Consider the following 16,538-nt stretch of genomic DNA (forward strand, 5'->3'; position numbering starts at 1 on the left):
TTCCCCTAGTCCTCGATCGCCGGGATGACGATGATCGTCGCGGTGGCGGCTTCGGTCGCCACTCCGCCCAGTGAGCTTGCGGCCGCGCCCCCGGTGGACCCGAACGTGGTAGCGGCCATGGCGCGCCCCGCCAGGCTCGACAGCGCCATCTGGCCGAATACGCCGCCCTCCCCGGCCAGCGCTGCTTGCGGGGCGGCGTCCGCGGCGGCCGGAAGGATGGAAGCGACCGTCCGCATGACCGGGGCGGCAGTGGTCCAGCCCTGCGGCACGGACATGGCGCCCACCAGGGCCGCACGGCCCATGGATCCAGCCACCGGCGCCCCGCCCATGGTCGCCGACGTGAGATTCGCCCCGTACTGGTTGGCGATGGGTGCCAGCGCGCCGCTGATGGGTTTGGCGGGGGCGAAGAAGGCCTCAAGTCCCTGACCGTTCTGCGCGTACGCGTAGATCTGTCCGAACGACAGGAACGGTCCACCGGGAATGGAGGCGAGGCCTTGCAGCGAGTACGGCCCGGTGATGGTCGACATAATCGTGTTCCAGTTGGCCAGGTTCGTCGCCAGCCACGGTGGCATCGTGACATCGGCAATCTGTGGCAGCGCGAGCCCCGACAACAGGTTGGTCGAGCCGGTGGTCGGCGAGGCCAGCAGGTTCGATGCCAGCCCTTGCAGGGCATTGGGTACCGATGCCATCAGCTGCGATAGCTGGCTGGCGATGTCCGAACCGGTGTTGGCGGCCGCCGACTGCGCCACAGCCGACGACTGGGCGGGCAATGCCGACGGATTGGTGGTCTGTGGCGGCTCGGTGAATGGGGTCAGCCGGGAGGCCGTTGCAGAGGAGCCGGCGTAGGCGTACATCGCCGCGGCATCCTGCGCCCACATTTCCAGGTATTGGGCCTCGGTGGCCATGATCGCCGGTGTGTTCTGCCCGAAGATGTTCGTCGCCACCAGGCTCATGAGCAACGCGCGGTTGGCCGCGATCAGCGGTGGCGGCACGGTGGCGGCGAAGGCTGCCTCATAGGCGCCCGCGGCCAGCTCTGCCTGGGTCGCCGCCTCCTCGGCCTGAGCGCCCGTGGCGCGGATCCACGCGATGTAGGGTGTGGCGGCAGCAGCCATCGCGATCGCCGACGGCCCCGTCCACGGACCGACGGTCAGGCCTTCGATCGTGGAGGTGTAGGCGGCCGCCGTGGACTGCAACTCGGCAGCCAGCGCGTCCCATGCCGCGGCCGCGGCCAGCAACGGCTCCGCCCCCGGCCCTACGTACATTCGACCCGAGTTGATCTCCGGCGGTAGCGCTCCGAAATCAAACATGTGTTACCTCCGGTCCCCTCGGTCGCCATGGTAATGAGGCTCTCGTCGCTGCGCCGGTAATCCATAGGAAGTTCCTGCTAAATCCAACAGATGCGCTAATGCCTGCATGCGATAACCTCCCCTGCTTCATTTCGAATGCTTGGCGCATTCACCGCTTCCCGTGTTTGCTCGCCGTTGCGCCCAGATAGGTTCAGGTGCTACTTCCCCCAGTACTGGACTCATAGTTCCTTCAAAATATTTGTATAGCGTTCCCCACGCGTAATCGTAATGTAAAAAACAGGTATCACAGCCCCAACACGCGCTGTGAGGCCTGCTCATAGCCATTAATCCGGCTCGCCCGCGATGGTGTTCCACGGCCTGTTGGGAGCAAAAAGCAGATGCGCTGAAACGTCTCGGCGAGCCGCCCCAGGCTCATTAATATCCACTCAGACAAAAATAAATTACCAGCTATTCAACCTTTAGCTGAACCTCATTCTGTTAGCCGCGGTCACGCATCTGCGGAAACTTTTTGTGTTCCGTCTACCCGATGCCGCCGGTCGAGTCAGATCGTGCCGCGTGAACAAATGACGAAACCGGTCGGCGGATGACGGTTCGGTCATTGTGGCGCCGCGCGGCCTCGTTTCGCCGGTACCCGACTTTCGCCGTCCGGCGCCGGACATCGGCTCTACCGGCCCGGCGATGGGGGGGCGCAGGTCGGCCACCTGCCAAGATCGGCTGCCCGGGTAACGGTCCCCGCTCCAGGCGGCGACCGTCGCGGCATCGGCGCGGGCTGGCCAATAGCTGATCGTCATGGGGCGTGCTCCTAACATTAAGGAATAACCTACGCAAGACGCCGGGTCACCGTACCCGAGAAGCGCTGTCACGTGACTGCTCAGTTGCTGGACGTTTCCTGTGAGGGGTCGCCGGCTTGCCGGGACGCCTTCAAAGGCCAGCTCAGCGCGATCAGCGGCCGGCTGGGGGCGACCTGATGCCCGCCGGCTGCGGTTAACGGCGCCGTCTCAGGCGTCCGGACGCGCTATCCCGCTGCAGGCGGTCGGGCCACGAAGCTGGGGCGGAATCCGTGCTGCGGTACCGCTCGACCATAAGGTTGAGCCGCCGGGCTGCCCAGCGGAACGCCCGGCAGCCCGGCGGGTCCCGCCGGCGGCGGGGCGACCATGGGGGTACCACCCAGCGCCACGTGCAGTGGGCCCTCCGAGCATGCCGAGGAAGGGTGCGAAGGTGCTACCGGGCACCATCAGTCCGGTCGAAGCAAGGGTGTTCCAGACATTGGCGTTCGGCCCCCAGTCGGCCCAGAAGCTCCCGCTGCGGCTGCTTCCCGAGAGTGCTTGCAGTGCGCTCGGCACGGCCGCCATGAGTTGCCCGAGAGCGCCCTGCTGACCGGCTGCCGGGCTTGCGCCGGATTGGGTGATCGCGACCGCCTGTGCGGCCAATCCGCCGGGAGCGGTCGTGGCCCGCGGGCCGGTGAACGGGAACAAGTCGGTGGCCGCCGCCGACGAAGCGGCGTAGCCATACATCGTGGCCGCGTCCTGCGCCCATATCTGGAGGTATTGCGCTTCGGTCGCTGCGATCGCGGGGGTGTTCTGGCCCAGGATGTTGGTGACGACCAGTTCGGCCAACTCCGCCCGGTTGGCCGCGATCACCGGTGGCGGCACCATCGCCGCGAAGGCGGCTTCGAAAGCGGCCACGGCGGCCTCGGCCTGAGCCGCGGTCTGTTCGGCCTGCGCGGCAGTCGTCCTCAGCCAGGCCACGTGCGGCAGGGCCGCCGCGGCCATGGCTACCCAGGCCGGGCCGAACCACTCTTCACCGATCAGCGCCGAGAGCTCTGCCTGGTACGCGAACGCGGTGTCCCGCAACTCCGTGGCCAGGCCGTTCCACGCCGACGCCGCGGCTAGCATCGGGGCCGAACCGGGTCCGGTGTATATCCGCAGGGAGTTGATCTCGGGTGGCAGGGCGGCAAAATCCAGGGCGGCATTCATCGCGCGCCTCCTTGACTGAAAAGTCGCGGTGATCGCGGCCGCGCCCGACCGCACGCGAGGTTCGACTAATTTCGGGCAGCGTCGAATCGCAATTACCGCATTCATCAATTGCGCGCGCGAACTTATTTGCAGCGGCCATAAAGCGCGCGCAGACGATTACGGAATTTGCGATTCAGATCGCACGAACAGAGCCCGGGCCGGATCGAAACGAATTGATCGTGGATCTCGGATAGGGACTGTCGTCGGGACTCACTCCGCTTCTCACCTCCTCGGGGCCGGGGCACGCGATGGTGCCGGATGCACGCCACAAGAGATGAGACCAACAGCAAAATGGCTGGGCCAACACCCCTCTCGACAGAGCTTCGGCACCACACGGCGTATCCGGCAGCTCACCGGAAGTCACTTGGGCTCAACCCTTAAGCCGGGAGGAGCTGTCCTGACCCTGGGCGTCTTTCGACGTTCGAGGTCAGTGGCCTGTGTCCGTGCAGACGCCTCACCTAGCGAGGTGCATGCAAAGTCATCGTGACATCAGAAAGGTTGAGGGTCAACTCACCCGCCCGCATTTCCCGCTTTTTCGCCGAAATTCTGATTTGGCGGGGCAATTGTTGTTCGACACCATGTCAAATAATGCGTTTTCGGGTTCGGGCTAACCCGCGGCGACCGGGCGGGGCATGATCGTCAGCTTGAACCCATAACGCGGTCCGTTGCCCCAGTTGCGCGCATAGCTGGCGGGTGCGGGCATCCCGGGCATACCCGCCATGCCCGCGGCGGCTTCGGGCGCCGCGGCGGTGGGCGAAGCGATGTTCAAGGCCGTATGCTCGGCAACCTCGACGGCTGTGGTCCAGGTGGGCGGCACAGACAACCGGCCGATGAGGGACGCCTGGTCGGTGCCGGCGGTGATTCCTGCGCTCGTGTTTGCCGACAACGCGGCCCCGGCGGCGCCTGCGTCCGCGGCGGGCGCGGACGCCTCCTCGACGCCTTCGAGGACCGCTTCGGTGTCGGCCAGCGAGCCGGTGATCGCGGGAAGAACTTGTCCGGGAGCGGTGTATCCGGCCGACACGATCCCGTTCATCAGAGTGGAGTTCAGGAAGACGCCATAGGGATTGCCGTCGTTGCCGTCCAGGAAATTGAGGAGGTCGGCAAGCAGACCGGTCTGCGGGATGTTGTTGAAGGGTGATGCGGCGGCCGGGGATGCCATTTGCTGCATAGTCGCGGGGAGGGTGAACATCAGTTGCGGCAGCTCCGATTGTGTCACGCTGCCGGCAGCAGAACCGGAAGCTTGAGAGACTGCTGCCGCCTGTGCCGCCGGACCCTCCGGATTGGTGGTCTGATCGGGTTCGCGGAACGGGGCCAGCGCCGCAGCCTCGGCGGAGTTGGCGGCGTACGCGTACATCGCCGTGGCATCCTGTGCCCACATCTCGGCATATTCGGCCTCGGTGGCCGCGATCGCCGGCGTGTTGATGCCCAGGAAATTGGTGGCGACAAGTACCAGCAGCCGTGCCCGGTTGGCGGCAACGACAGCCGGCGGCACGGTCATCGTGAACGCGGCCTCGAAAGCCGCCGCCGCAGCCGCCGCCTGACCCGCGGTCTGCTCGGCTTGCAGGCCCGTCATGCTCAGCCAGCTCACATACGGAACGACGGCGGCCGTCATCGCCGCCGACGCGGGCCCCAGCCAGCCCTCACTGACGAGGGCCGATATCACCGACTCGTATCCCATTGCGGTCAAACGTAATTCCGCAGCCAGCCCGTCCCAGGCCGTCATGGCGGCCAGCAGCGGCGCCGAGCCGGGCCCGGTATACATCCGCAACGAATTGACTTCAGGTGGGAGTGCTCCAAAATCCAACGCCGGCACCTCCTTTCACCAACCGAAACTGCGTCGTCGGCCTCGCTGATCCGCATCCCGTGCGGACCGGTGGCCGATGTCGCGGTGGCTCCCTCCTGTCATCCAGCGGCTGGTGGGCGCCCCATGATGGTCGGTCGGAATCCGTAACGCGGCGGATTGGCGAAGTTGTTGCCGTACATGCCGGGTGCCGGCATACCGGGGATGCCGGGCATGCCTGCGGCTGCCTGAGGAACAACCGCGGTGCTGGTCCAGCCCCCACCGGGGTCGGCGGTGCCGGCGTGATTTACGACGGCGGTCGCGGCGATCCAACTCTGCGGAACCGACATCCGTCCCACCAGTGCCGCCTCGTTCGTGCTGGCGGTGATCGCGCCTGTGGTCATCGACATTTCGGCGGTATCACCCAGTGTGGGTACGCCGATCGGTCCGGACGGCGAATCGGGGGTGATCCAGGACGGGTTTCCTTCGCCGGAGCCCATCGGCGGCACCGCGTTCCCTTGCGCGCCAAGGGCCACGGCGTTGATGTCGGCCATCCCGGCCCAGACGGCGGGAACAACGATGGCTGGGCTGACGTATCCGGCCGAGACGAACCCGTTCACCAGGTTGGAATTCAAGAAGGTCCCGTACGGGTTTCCGTCATTGCCGTCCAGGAAGTTCAGCAGGTCGGCGAGCAGTCCGGCGCCCGGGAAGGCATCGAGCGCCGCAGCCGGTGCCGAAAGTCCTTGCAGCGTCGAAGGAACCGATGACATCAGTTGGGGAAGCTGCGACTGGACGGTGCCCACCGCGGTCTCGGCCGCCTGCGTAACCGCCAGTGCCTGACCAACCTGTCCGGCCGGGTCGGTGACCTGGGGTGGTGGGCTGAACGGTGTCAACGTCGACGCCGCCGCCGAACTGGTGGCATAGCCGTACATGGCCGCCGCATCCTGGGCCCACATCTCGCCGTAGGCGGCTTCATTCGCTGCGATCGCCGCGGTGTTCTGGCCGATGACGTTGGTGGCGACCAGCGTCTGCAGCTCGGCACGGTTTGCCGCGATGACCGGCGGTGGCACCGTCATGGTGTACGCAACCTCATAAGCTCCGGCGGCCGCCGCGGCCCGGGTGGCGGCCTCCTCGGCCTTCGCCCCGGTGAGGGTCATCCACGTCAGATACGGGGTGATCGCGCCCAGCATGGCGTCGGAGGCCGGGCCCCGCCAACCGTCGTCGGTCAGTATCGAGACTACGGTGTCGTATGCGGCGGCCGTCGATTGCAGTTCGCTGGCCAGTCGCTCCCACGCCGCGACGGCAGCACGCATCGGTGCCGAGCCGGGCCCGGTGTACATCCGCAACGAGTTGATCTCCGGGGGAAATGCACCGAAATCCATCAGGACCGCCTCCTCAGCCGATCACAACGGCGTCGGAGGTAGCCAATGGCGTTGGGGCACAGTCGACTTGAGGGTTGCCGGGTGCCGCTCCCGGCGAGCGCGTGGTAGACATAGACATCGGACTTCTCCTTTGGGATGGTCCGACCCGGCTACGGACCGCGCCCGCCGCGGTGACGTCTTGGTGCCTTCGAAAGTGCAGGTGCCGTAATGGGTGCCACGCGTCGGGTAGGTGCGCCCGCCGTGCAACGCCGTAGCGCCGTGACCGGATCGGAGAAAATTGTCATGGAGTTTCTACAGGCGTCGTGAATCGATCAGTGCGGCACCACCTCCCGTCACCGTTGGGGCACACGGGAGCGCCACCGTGGATGCACACCTGGGTGACGCCACCAGGCAGAATTTGCCAGGTGCGCCTACCACTCCCGTCATCGCGCGAGTTGCACACAGCGTATCTGCCCGAGGCTTCGACGGCAGCGAGTTGGGCGCAACACAGTCGGCGTGCCGCTGCGGCAGGCCGGAGGGTTAGCTGAGAGGGCGAACCGCCGAGCGTTACTTGCTCTTTTTCTCCGCGACTGCGGCGCTGAGGCCCTCGGCGAGGTCCTCGCGCGTGAGTTCCCGGAACCTGCGCATCTGCGCTTCGCTGAACTCGGTGAGGTCGCTGTTGAGTACCGCGTCGAGGTCTTCGTCGTCGAGGCGGAAACTGCGGTGGTCACGTGCCTTCTCCACCACGTTGCGGACGAAGCCCGCGTTGCCGAGCATGTCGATGCCTCGGATCAGGTCTCCGTCCTCGGAGTACGTCTCGTCGCGGTAGAACTTGGTGTAGGACGGCAACAACACCGATGCCTCTTCCTCGGTGATGACGTCCTGGTTCTCCCGGCCCATCAGCACGGTCAACGCGACCAGCTCGTCGGGCTGATAGCTGTAGAACTCAATGACGGTCGAAAAGCGGCGCCGCAGGCCCTGATTCACCTCGAGCATCTTTTCCATCGCTTTGGCATAGCCGGCGCCGAACACCACCAGTTCGTCGCGATGGTTCTCCATGTAGAGCAGCAGGGTGTTGATGATCGCATTGCCGTACGGGTCGCCCTGCTGGTAACCCTTCTCATGCAGGGTGTGCATCTCGTCGAAGAAGACCGCACCACCGAGAGCGCCTTCGAGCATCTCCTCGGCGTTCTTCTCCGCGTCGGCCATGTAGCGGCCCAGCAGCTTGGTCCGACTGGTCTCCACCACGAGGGGCTTACGCAGGACCGTCAATCCACACAGCTGCTTGGTGAACGCCCGCGCGACCGATGTCTTTCCAGTACCGGGCGGCCCCAGCAACAGAGTGTGGCGCGAGGTCACCGGAACCGGAAGCCCCATCTTGGCGCGGGCCAGGTTCACCTTGGTGGTCGACTTGATGAGCCTGATTTCCCGCTTGGCCTGCTCCATACCGAGCATCGCGTTGAGTTCGGCATCGCCTTCGGCCAAGTACTTCGCGGCTTCCTCGGCATGACGGGCGGCCTCGGCCTGCGCGCGCGACGGCGCGCTGTCCGGGTCCCAGGGGTCGGTACGGGCCTCGATCGTTTCCGGGTCGGTCAGGACGAGCCGGAAGTTCGGGTTGTCCAGCGCTTCACGAGCCGGCGTGAATTTGGCGTCGCGCGAATATACGCGACGCAGCAGTTCGACGGCCTCGTCCTCACGGCCCACGTGCCGCAGGCACATGCCCTGCGTGTAGAGGGCGATGTTGGCCGCCCCGGGCACCCGGTCGCCCTCGATCGCATCCTGTCCGCGCCGGAACGCCTCCTCGAAGACTCCGAGAGACGCCAGCGCGGTGGTCGCCATCGCCGCCCCCGCTGCCTTCAGCTCGGGGTGCCGCCACGGCGTCGCCTCGGGGAACTGGGTCAGCACGTCGGGCCACCGCTTGGTGCGGAAGTAGAGCACCCCGCGCACATAGGTCACCAGTTCGGCATCGAAGGGATGCCGTGGTTCGGCGGCGTCCAGCAGCTCGGCGGCTTCCCGATACCGCTTGTTTTCGGCGAGCACAGCGGCGTAGGCGCAGGCCAGCGAGTCCACGCTGGTCACGGCCAAACGCAGGAACAAGCCGTCGGACACCTCCGGGCGGAACTGCAGATCCGTGACCCCGAGCCGGCGGGTCTCCCACCCGAAGGTCCTTACCGCCGCCCAGGCGCCGGAGAGCACCTCGATGCTCTGATCACCGGCCAGGATCCGGGCCAGCCAGGCGTCACACATACCGGGGTCGAGTTTGGTGGCGGTGGTGAACATCTGCGCCGCCACCTGCGGGTTATGGCTCGGCTGCAGTCCGTTGACGGAGATCCCCGATGCCAGTAATCCGGCGACCATGGCATTTCGGGCATCTTCGGCGGTGGACTGCCCCCGGGTCATAGTGGTGCTGAGCTGGTTGCGTGCTCCTGCTCATGCCCCACTGGCAACTCCAGCTCGTCGTGGTCGCGAAGGTCGCGGCTCGGCACGACCAACTGTGGACGGGACGACGGCGCAGGCAAGCTTGCCCGCACCGCCGCCAACTGGCGTCCGGTGAGGCGGTTGAGGCCCGCCGTCAACTCCTTGGGTAACCGGGCCTCGCTGTGGTAGCGCACGAATGCCGACAACTGTGGTCGCCCTGCGCGCGTGGTGAGCCGCATGGTGAGCACGGTCGCACCCACCTCGGGGGCGTCCGCCAGCCACAGGCTCTCCAGCGATTCCGAGTCGATATCCGACGGGGTCACCCAGAAACTGGTGACGAACCCGTTGAAGTGCTTGAGGTGCCGCCAGCCCGGACGGCTCCAGGTCGGTTCCAGGTCGGCCAGCACCGCGGAGTCGACCTCAGCGAGCTCATCGGCGGTCAGCGGCCGGGCAGAGCAGGTTTGTCCGTCCAGGTCCTGAACCAGTCGCTCGGTAGCGGCCACCAGCGTCGATGCCAACGAGTCACGACACACCACGGCACCCACATTGCGTTGCGGATTCATCCGCAGCACCAGCCAGGTCCGGCGGCGGTCGGTGCCGGGCCGAGCCCCCGCCCCTTCGTTTGCGCCCCAGCCTTCGGGACCCCACTCCTCCAGTGAGGCCGACGCCTTGGCGGCTGCGGCACCGCCGCGCACCTCGACCGACACGATGTCGATACCGTCGAGATGAATGTCGAACTGGCGCAACCCATCTGCGACCGCGGCCACCGGTAGGACCGGGCCAGACCCGGCAGCCACGGCTCGAGGGCGGTGCCGGCCCGTTGAATCGGCGTCACCGCCGTCCACCTCGACCACCGAGACCAGAAGGCCCCGGTACTCACGCACCCCCACGGTGTCGCGTCCGAAGCGACGCTTGAAGTCGATCGCCGGCGTGCATCCGGCACCCAGCGCGGTGCCCGGGTCGGCGGACCAGTCCCATAGCCAGGTGGCGACACCCGAGGTGACCGTGATGCCGTGGTAGGTGACGATCGACAGCAGCGTCACGATCGCCGCAATGCCGACGCCGACCCACCAGGCCACCCTGTTCTCGCCCTGCCACGAAGCCGGGGCATGGCTGGCCAGGACCAGGATGAGCACGTCAATCAGGAACACCGCGGTCAGCCGCGGCCAGGACAACGACAATCCGAACTTGCGCTGGGCTTTCATCGCTGTTGTTTCCGCGATCGTCGCATCAATGACGCTGTACCGAACACTGCTCCGCCTATCAGTAATGCCGCAGTCAGGCCCCCGGTGGCCACCCACACCGGCGCCATATTGCGCGGGGCGGGCGGCTTGGGCAACGACAGCGGCGCCGAGAGTTGTTTGGGTGCCTGGGTCGGCCCTTGCGGGACATCCCAAGTCAATGCCGCGACCGGGTCAATCACACCGTAACCGACCTGATTGTCGACGCCGCGCGCGGGCGGGCGGGCGGTGTGAATCAACCGCTGCATGATCTGGTACGCCGACAGTTCGGGGAACTTGGCACGCACCAGAGCGGCCACCCCGGAGACGATCGCCGTGGCGAAGCTGGTGCCGGCCGGAGTCAGCAACGTGTTGTCCGGACCGTCGATCGCGTTGATCAGTCCGTCGTCGCGGGGTGAGAGTCCCATGACGTCGGTCCCGGGCGCCGAGATCGACACCCAGGGCCCGGCGATGCTCATTTGCGACAGTGGCTGCCCATTGGTGTCCACCGCGCCGACGGTCAGCACGTAGTCGCTGAACCACGACGGAGTCACCACCGTGGTGACGGCGTTCCAGGCGCGGGGATCGTTAGGCGACAGCGGATCGAAGATGGTGTTCTGCTTGCAGTCCTTCTTGCTGCTGTCGCCCGCCGCGGCGACGATGAGCGCGTTCTTGTCGACAGCGGCGTAGTGCACCGCAGCGCCCAAGGCCCGCTGATCGACCACGTTACGGGCGCTCATGCAGGTGACATCGGAGATGTTGATCACCGACGCTCCCATATTGGCAGCATGCACGATGGCACGTGCCATCGTCTCGACGTTGTCGATCTTCGCGACCGTCTGCGGGTCTTCGTCGCCGGTGTACGCGTCCTTGAGGCCGAACGCCTGGCTGGACTGCCGGATAGAGATCACCTCGACGTCCGGGGCGATACCGCTGAACGCGTCCGGCGGTGCCGCATTCGGACTGGGCGGCGGCGGCGGGGGCGGGGGCGCCGAGGTCGATGACGTCGACGGCGATGTGGTGGTCGTCGTCGACGGAGCCAGCGGGACCGGCTTGCGCGGGTAGTCGACCGGCTGGACCCTGCCGCCGCCCGGGTAACCCGGTATCGTCACCGTCCCCCCGCTACGGTTGCCCGACGGTGCCTGGCCGGGACCGGGAGCCGGGCCGGGCCCTGCGCCTTCGGACGGCGACGGCGGCGGCGCCGGAATCATCGTGATGGTGGGGCCCGGTACCGGTGACAGGGTCACCGTCTGCGGCGGCGGCGGCTTTTCGGTGGTCGGGATGGTGACGGGCCGGCGCGGTGACGCCGGCGGAGGCGATGAGCCGGTGGCCGGTGCGCCGGCGATCATCGAGGCCACCAGGGTGCCGTGGGCGTCACAGTCGGACAACCCGTCGCCGCCCGCCATGACGTAGTCGCCACCGGGAATCAGGCGGGGCAACCGCGGGTGCGGTGTGACGCCCGTGTCGATGACGGCGACCTTGATGCCTTCGCCTCGGCCGAACTGCCACGCCTCGTTGAGGTTCAGCATGTCCATGTACCTCGGCGGCACCTTGAAGTCGGTGCCGGGCAGCACCCCGACCTCGGTGCAGTAGGAGTTCTGCTTCATGGGCGCGACCGGCCCGGGTGGACTGTCAGGTGGCAGCGCTCCGGGATCGATCGCTGGAGGAGTGATTGCATAGGCAGGGGGCATCCCTGCCAATGCTCCGGAGGTGAGCAGCATCGCGGCGACGGTCGCGCTGATCGCACGACCGCGCCGCGAGCGACTGCTACCGGTATCGGATCGCTGCATATACATTCATCAACCACAATGCCAGCGGGAAGATCGGCATGAGGCAGAGGTACTCGAGCCATTCCACGAACTTGCGGAACAGCGGGCTGTAGATGGTGTTCGGCACGACCGCCGCAGCCGTCATGCCCGCGGCCGGAAGTGCTACCAGGATCGCCGCGGCTATCGACACCGACAACGGGGAAGCCAGCACCAGCGCGTAGCGCACCAGCACCGCCGCGACGATCAGCACGCCGGTAGCTGCCAAGGTGATGGCTTGCCACCGGTCCACATAGGAGCGGCCGCGCAGCAGCAGGAACCCGGCGGAGAATCCTGCGAGGAGCAGCGGCAACCACCGCTCGTGGGTGTGCGGGTTGGACAGCGCGGTCAGGCACACGACCATCAGCACGCCCAGGCCCACCAGCAGACCACTCAGGAACGACCGTGCCCGCTCAGCCTGCAGCAACACGTCGCGCACCGAGGCCGGACCCTCCAGGGTCGGCGGACCGCCCTCGGACCGGACCACCGTCGTGGGCAGGTCGGGCCGGGCCTCGAACACCCACCGGCTGGTCGCCGACGGGAAAACGGGCAGGCGAATACCCGCCAGGCGCCGGGACAAAGCCGGAGCGGCGTGGTAGAGGATCACGCATGCCAGCACCAGGCAGGAGAGCATGGTCACCGCGCTGGTGGCCGCCACCATCCGGGCCAGGCTCGCGATGGTGGCCAGAGCGCTGATCGTCACGATCGCGGTGTAGACCGCCAGCCGGCGACCGGTGAACCGCAAGGCCAGTGCCGACGCCACCGTCAGCACCCCGAAACCCAGCACGGCCTGGGGCGATCCGACCGGCCCGGGCGGTGCGGCAGCGGCGGCCACCGTGACCGGCACCAGGCCGCTCATCAACAGAATGTCGGCGACCCGGCGGTCTGCGTCCGTCTTGGCGCGCATCAGCAGCATCACCGAAACGGTCAGCACCAGGGCACCGACGATGGCGGTGAAGATCGTGGTCAACCACGTGTTGTGGTGCCAACGCCACCAGCCCAGCACACCGGAAGCCAGCACCACCCCGGTCGCCACCATGGTGGCGCCGACCTGAACGGCGACGATCGGGTCGATCGCGGCGAACCGCTTGCTGAGGTTGGCTGAAACGGCGGTCGAGATGTGCTCGATGACCTGCGACCGGTGCTCGGTGTCGGCGACGAACCGGATCCACAGCCGGTCTCCGTCGTAGACATCCTGCTCGGTGAGTGACTGGGTGGCCCGCAGCGGGGTGCCGTCGACCAGGCACAGCGCCCACCGGCCGCGCCCGCTGGCCTCCAGCGGGGTCTCCCCCAGTTCACGCAGGCGGCTGTTCACCACCTTCAGCAGTGGGTCGGTCATCACCGAGACCGGGGCATTGGCGTCCAGCAGGACGCCGATCTGCACGCCCTCGCCGGCCATGATCCCCACGACCACAGCTCTGGGCGACGAAATGCCCTCAATATCAGTCTGTGGCGCATCAGCTACTGCGGTCATCGTCCTGCACCCCCTGCCCTAGCGCATGAATTGGTTGTCGTCCGCGAGGCGGGCTGTGCCGGTGCGTCTACCGGGGCAGCGGTGCCCGGGTAGCGCTGCGGCTGGAATGACTCCGTTTTCATTTGCCTCGCCTCGCGGTTATCAGTTGTGGTTGACGTATTGATTTTAGCTTTGCAGCCCGCTCGAAAGCAGTATGCCGTGTTGGCATCACGCTCGCATTTTATGTTCAAAAATATTGTTGCACTGCGCTTTTCGTAACGGCGTTGTTAAACCCTGCTATGCGTTTTCCACTCGCCGTACGGCAGAGTGTCCAAAACTGTCTTCACGCCTACTTGAACGAGCTGCGGAGTCGCCGGGCAAATAGCCAGCCACGCCTCGCCGGATCCGGCCGTACGCGCCTGCTGGTACAGAGCGATACGTCCGCCCGATCCGTCTTTGAGGGACAGGACGGACGCGCTGGGACCTTTGGCGTCGTCGCGATACTGGCGCGCGTACACCGCAACCTCGGCCGCGGGGTCGGACAATGCCTGACCCAGCGCGGCGACCGTGGAGGCGCTGATGCCCATGCGGCGCAGATCGCCGCCGGAGAACACGTTGAAGCCCGATTCCTGCCACGACTTGGTGGCCTCGAGCATTTCTTCCAGCGGCACGTTGACAGCGTTGATCGCCGCAGGATCGGCGTGGTGGATCGACTCGAGGCCGTCGATCACCAGCGCGGCGATCGAGGCGCTGTCCGAGACGACGACGTCGTCGACCGTGATGTCATTACCGACCCGCACGGCCGAGACCCAGTGGTTACCACGGCGGGCCAGCACCACCCTGAACTCGTTGTCGGGTATGTCGCGCGACCCCGGAGGCTGGTTCTCGTCGTCGACCACGCCGTAGAGCAGCTTGCCACGCGACAGCAGCGCGACGACCTCGAGGTCCGGTGCCGCGAGCACCTTCATCCGCGCTGCCACGTGCTCGTTGACCGCGTCGCCGACGACGATGCCCTGCTCGCGCATGACAGCCATGCCCGGATGTTCATTGAGCCAGTCGTTGTTGTCGGTGGATACATACGGCCGGCACCGCAGCTCCGGCGCGACGTGCCGGATATCCAGCAGCGCTTGCAGCATCCAGAAGCCGTCGACGTTGACGGTGATATCGGTGCGGGTGCTCTGTTGATCCATCCCTACCTCAGCGGTCCTTCTCGTTCGAACTTCCAGTTAACCGCATGACACGGCAGCACACCGGCGAATTGGTGTGCTGCCGCGCCTGCAGTTGTGGTTTTAGGCCCAGCTGGAGCCGACGGCGCTGTCCGTTTGCGCCATGTTGCTGCCAGCGGACTGAACCTTCTGCCCGTGAGCGTTGGCCTGCTCGTAGATTACCTGGAAGTTGCGGCCCAACTGGGCGATGAACTCCTGGCAAGCCACCGAACCGGCGCCGCCCCAGAAGTCACCGGCAGCCAGCACATCGCGAACGATGGCCTGGTGCTCGGCCTCCAGGTTGGCGGCCTGCGCGCGGATGAGTGCGCCGTGCGCGTCGACATCCCCGAACTGGTAATTAATGGTCATATCGATGTTCTCCTATCGTGATAGAGCTCTAGCTAGCCAGTGCTTTGAAAGGCAGTAGCCGTTAGCTGCTGAGGATCTGCTGGGAGGCCTGCTCTTGCTGCTCGTAGTTGTTCGCGTCGCGGATCAAGCCGTCGCGCACGCCGTGCAGCATGTTCACGATGTTGCGGAAGGCCTGATTCATCTGGCCCATGGTGTCCAGCGAGGTCGCCTCGGCCAGACCGCTCCAGCCGGCACCCGAGATGTTCTGCGACGACGCCCACATGCGACGGGCCTCGTCCTCGACGGTCTGGGCGTGGGTCTCGAAGCGGCCCGCCATGTCCCGCATTGCGTGCGGGTCAGTCATGAAACGTGAAGTCACCTGATTCTCCTTAACTTGTTGTTGCTCAGATCAGCTTGTTAAGACGCGATGGCCGATCGGCTACACGCGGACGTATCCGCCGACCGGTAGTACTTCGAATCTCCCCTTTCGGTCAGCCGGCGGCCACCGGGTGCTCCACGGTCGGAAAGGTGTCGAACCCGAACCACGGTGTACGGGTTGACGGCGAATGCAGGCGATCCGTAAATGGCAGCCCCGACCGGCTGTCGCACCTCGAAATCACCGCCTGATGGGCGGTCGCTGTGAGACTCACGTCCGTCGCGGATCCGTCCCAAGATCCGGAAAAGCCAAAATGGTCAGCCGGCGGCCGCCGCGTTGGCGGCCTCGGTGGCGGCGTACGAACCAGAGCTCGTCGCCAGGGTGTTGACGAACATCTCGTGGATCGCCGCAGCTTGCGCGCTGACGGCCTGGTACATCTGCGCGTGCGCGGCGAACTGGGCCGCGGTCAGCGCCGAGACCTCATCGGCTGCAGCCGGCACCACCCCCGTGGTCGGCGCCGCCGCGGCAGCGTTCTGTGCGCTCATGGTGGTGCCGATGCCCTGCAGGTTTCCGGCCGCAGCCGCCAAAGCCTCGGGCTGTGTGGTCACGAACGACATGCTGTTTCCTCCCTAAATTCATCCCAGCAACCGCTCCCTGGATGAGAGTAGATGACTGTGCGTCGCCAGGTCGCCTTCGACGCTGCCTAGTCGATATTTGTTCACTAGACGGCAATACGACCTGACCTCCCGTAACCACACAGTAACAGCGCCTGACCTGCTTGGGACGGCGCTTTCGACAGTCCACCGCAAGCTCTCAGCTTTAACTCGCGCGGCAAGGTGGCGTGCTTCGGCTGCCCCCGGGAGGTCAGTTCGGTGCAAGGCTGCGGCGCTCACGTGGCGGGTAGATCGGCCTTGTGACGCGGGCAGTAGGCGTCAATGGCCGCGCCCACGAAGAAGCCGGAGTGGTAGGCGGGCATGTTGCTGCTGTTCAACACATCGCTGACGACGTCGTTCGGAGACATCCCGTTGTCGAGTTTCACGCAGACGAAGTGACCGGCTTCGATGGCGTGGGCGCTGGAGACATGGTCGATGATGCCCTGCGACCGCAATGACGCAAGGAACCTGTCGTCGGTCGTATCCGCGTGGGCGGTAGCGACTGTCAGCGGGCCGAGAAACGCCAGCAACACGGCCGACCCGGTACGACGCAAATACATCCAGATGCTCCCCACAGTGCGCGCGCTTGTTGTGTCA

At 66.2% G+C, this 16,538-nt stretch carries 12 protein-coding genes, 1 pseudogene and 1 riboswitch; all 13 genes and pseudogenes read right to left on the reverse strand.

Annotated elements, in window-relative coordinates:
- Positions 1-5: 5 nt before the first annotated feature.
- On the reverse strand, positions 6-1,307 hold the full coding sequence (locus ACX9NE_RS21245; protein ID WP_459364589.1) for a PPE family protein, SVP subgroup: 1,302 nt from the start codon (positions 1,305-1,307) through the stop codon (positions 6-8).
- A 1,015-nt stretch (positions 1,308-2,322) separates the two neighbouring features.
- Positions 2,323-3,283: pseudogene (locus tag ACX9NE_RS21250) on the reverse strand (PPE family protein).
- Between the two features lie 339 nt (positions 3,284-3,622).
- A riboswitch (M-box (ykoK) riboswitch) is annotated at positions 3,623-3,795 on the reverse strand.
- Between the two features lie 134 nt (positions 3,796-3,929).
- Complete coding sequence (locus ACX9NE_RS21255; protein WP_459364590.1) at positions 3,930-5,126, reverse strand: PPE family protein; 1,197 nt, start codon at positions 5,124-5,126, stop codon at positions 3,930-3,932.
- Positions 5,127-5,224: 98 nt separating this feature from the next.
- A complete protein-coding gene (locus ACX9NE_RS21260; RefSeq protein WP_459364591.1) occupies positions 5,225-6,484 on the reverse strand; it encodes a PPE family protein in 1,260 nt (419 codons plus the stop codon).
- Between the two features lie 546 nt (positions 6,485-7,030).
- On the reverse strand, positions 7,031-8,863 hold the full coding sequence (gene eccA / locus ACX9NE_RS21265; protein WP_459364592.1) for a type VII secretion AAA-ATPase EccA: 1,833 nt from the start codon (positions 8,861-8,863) through the stop codon (positions 7,031-7,033).
- Complete coding sequence (gene eccE / locus ACX9NE_RS21270) at positions 8,860-10,086, reverse strand: type VII secretion protein EccE (RefSeq protein ID WP_459364593.1); 1,227 nt, start codon at positions 10,084-10,086, stop codon at positions 8,860-8,862. Before eccE ends, eccA begins: the two co-directional genes overlap by 4 nt.
- Positions 10,083-11,891 carry a type VII secretion-associated serine protease mycosin gene (gene mycP, locus ACX9NE_RS21275; protein ID WP_459364594.1) on the reverse strand — a complete coding sequence of 603 codons (1,809 nt, stop codon included), beginning with the start codon at positions 11,889-11,891 and terminating at the stop codon, positions 10,083-10,085. Before mycP ends, eccE begins: the two co-directional genes overlap by 4 nt.
- Positions 11,869-13,380, reverse strand: a complete 1,512-nt coding sequence (gene eccD / locus ACX9NE_RS21280) for a type VII secretion integral membrane protein EccD (RefSeq protein ID WP_459364595.1) — start codon at positions 13,378-13,380, stop codon at positions 11,869-11,871. The genes mycP and eccD overlap by 23 nt, the downstream gene beginning before the upstream one ends.
- A 266-nt stretch (positions 13,381-13,646) precedes the next feature.
- Entirely contained in the window at positions 13,647-14,549 is a 903-nt protein-coding gene (locus tag ACX9NE_RS21285) for an ESX secretion-associated protein EspG (RefSeq protein WP_459364596.1), read from the reverse strand.
- 99 nt (positions 14,550-14,648) lie between these two features.
- Entirely contained in the window at positions 14,649-14,933 is a 285-nt protein-coding gene (locus ACX9NE_RS21290) for a WXG100 family type VII secretion target (RefSeq protein ID WP_055579135.1), read from the reverse strand.
- 61 nt (positions 14,934-14,994) lie between these two features.
- On the reverse strand, positions 14,995-15,291 hold the full coding sequence (esxW, locus tag ACX9NE_RS21295; protein WP_459364597.1) for a type VII secretion system protein EsxW: 297 nt from the start codon (positions 15,289-15,291) through the stop codon (positions 14,995-14,997).
- A gap of 314 nt (positions 15,292-15,605) precedes the next feature.
- Entirely contained in the window at positions 15,606-15,905 is a 300-nt protein-coding gene (locus ACX9NE_RS21300; RefSeq protein ID WP_068027478.1) for a type VII secretion system ESX-5 target PE19, read from the reverse strand.
- A gap of 272 nt (positions 15,906-16,177) precedes the next feature.
- Complete coding sequence (locus ACX9NE_RS21305; protein ID WP_459364598.1) at positions 16,178-16,501, reverse strand: DUF732 domain-containing protein; 324 nt, start codon at positions 16,499-16,501, stop codon at positions 16,178-16,180.
- Positions 16,502-16,538: the final 37 nt, after the last annotated feature.

The organism is Mycobacterium sp. ML4, from assembly GCF_054515735.1.

Coding starts and splice junctions, on each gene's coding strand:
- eccA (WP_459364592.1), bottom strand. CDS start 8,863: ATGACCCGGGGGCAGTCCACCGCCGAAGATGCCCGAAATGCCATGGTC.
- ACX9NE_RS21260 (WP_459364591.1), bottom strand. CDS start 6,484: ATGGATTTCGGTGCATTTCCCCCGGAGATCAACTCGTTGCGGATGTAC.
- eccD (WP_459364595.1), bottom strand. CDS start 13,380: ATGACCGCAGTAGCTGATGCGCCACAGACTGATATTGAGGGCATTTCG.
- mycP (WP_459364594.1), bottom strand. CDS start 11,891: ATGCAGCGATCCGATACCGGTAGCAGTCGCTCGCGGCGCGGTCGTGCG.
- ACX9NE_RS21305 (WP_459364598.1), bottom strand. CDS start 16,501: ATGTATTTGCGTCGTACCGGGTCGGCCGTGTTGCTGGCGTTTCTCGGC.
- ACX9NE_RS21300 (WP_068027478.1), bottom strand. CDS start 15,905: ATGTCGTTCGTGACCACACAGCCCGAGGCTTTGGCGGCTGCGGCCGGA.
- ACX9NE_RS21285 (WP_459364596.1), bottom strand. CDS start 14,549: ATGGATCAACAGAGCACCCGCACCGATATCACCGTCAACGTCGACGGC.
- eccE (WP_459364593.1), bottom strand. CDS start 10,086: ATGAAAGCCCAGCGCAAGTTCGGATTGTCGTTGTCCTGGCCGCGGCTG.
- ACX9NE_RS21290 (WP_055579135.1), bottom strand. CDS start 14,933: ATGACCATTAATTACCAGTTCGGGGATGTCGACGCGCACGGCGCACTC.
- ACX9NE_RS21245 (WP_459364589.1), bottom strand. CDS start 1,307: ATGTTTGATTTCGGAGCGCTACCGCCGGAGATCAACTCGGGTCGAATG.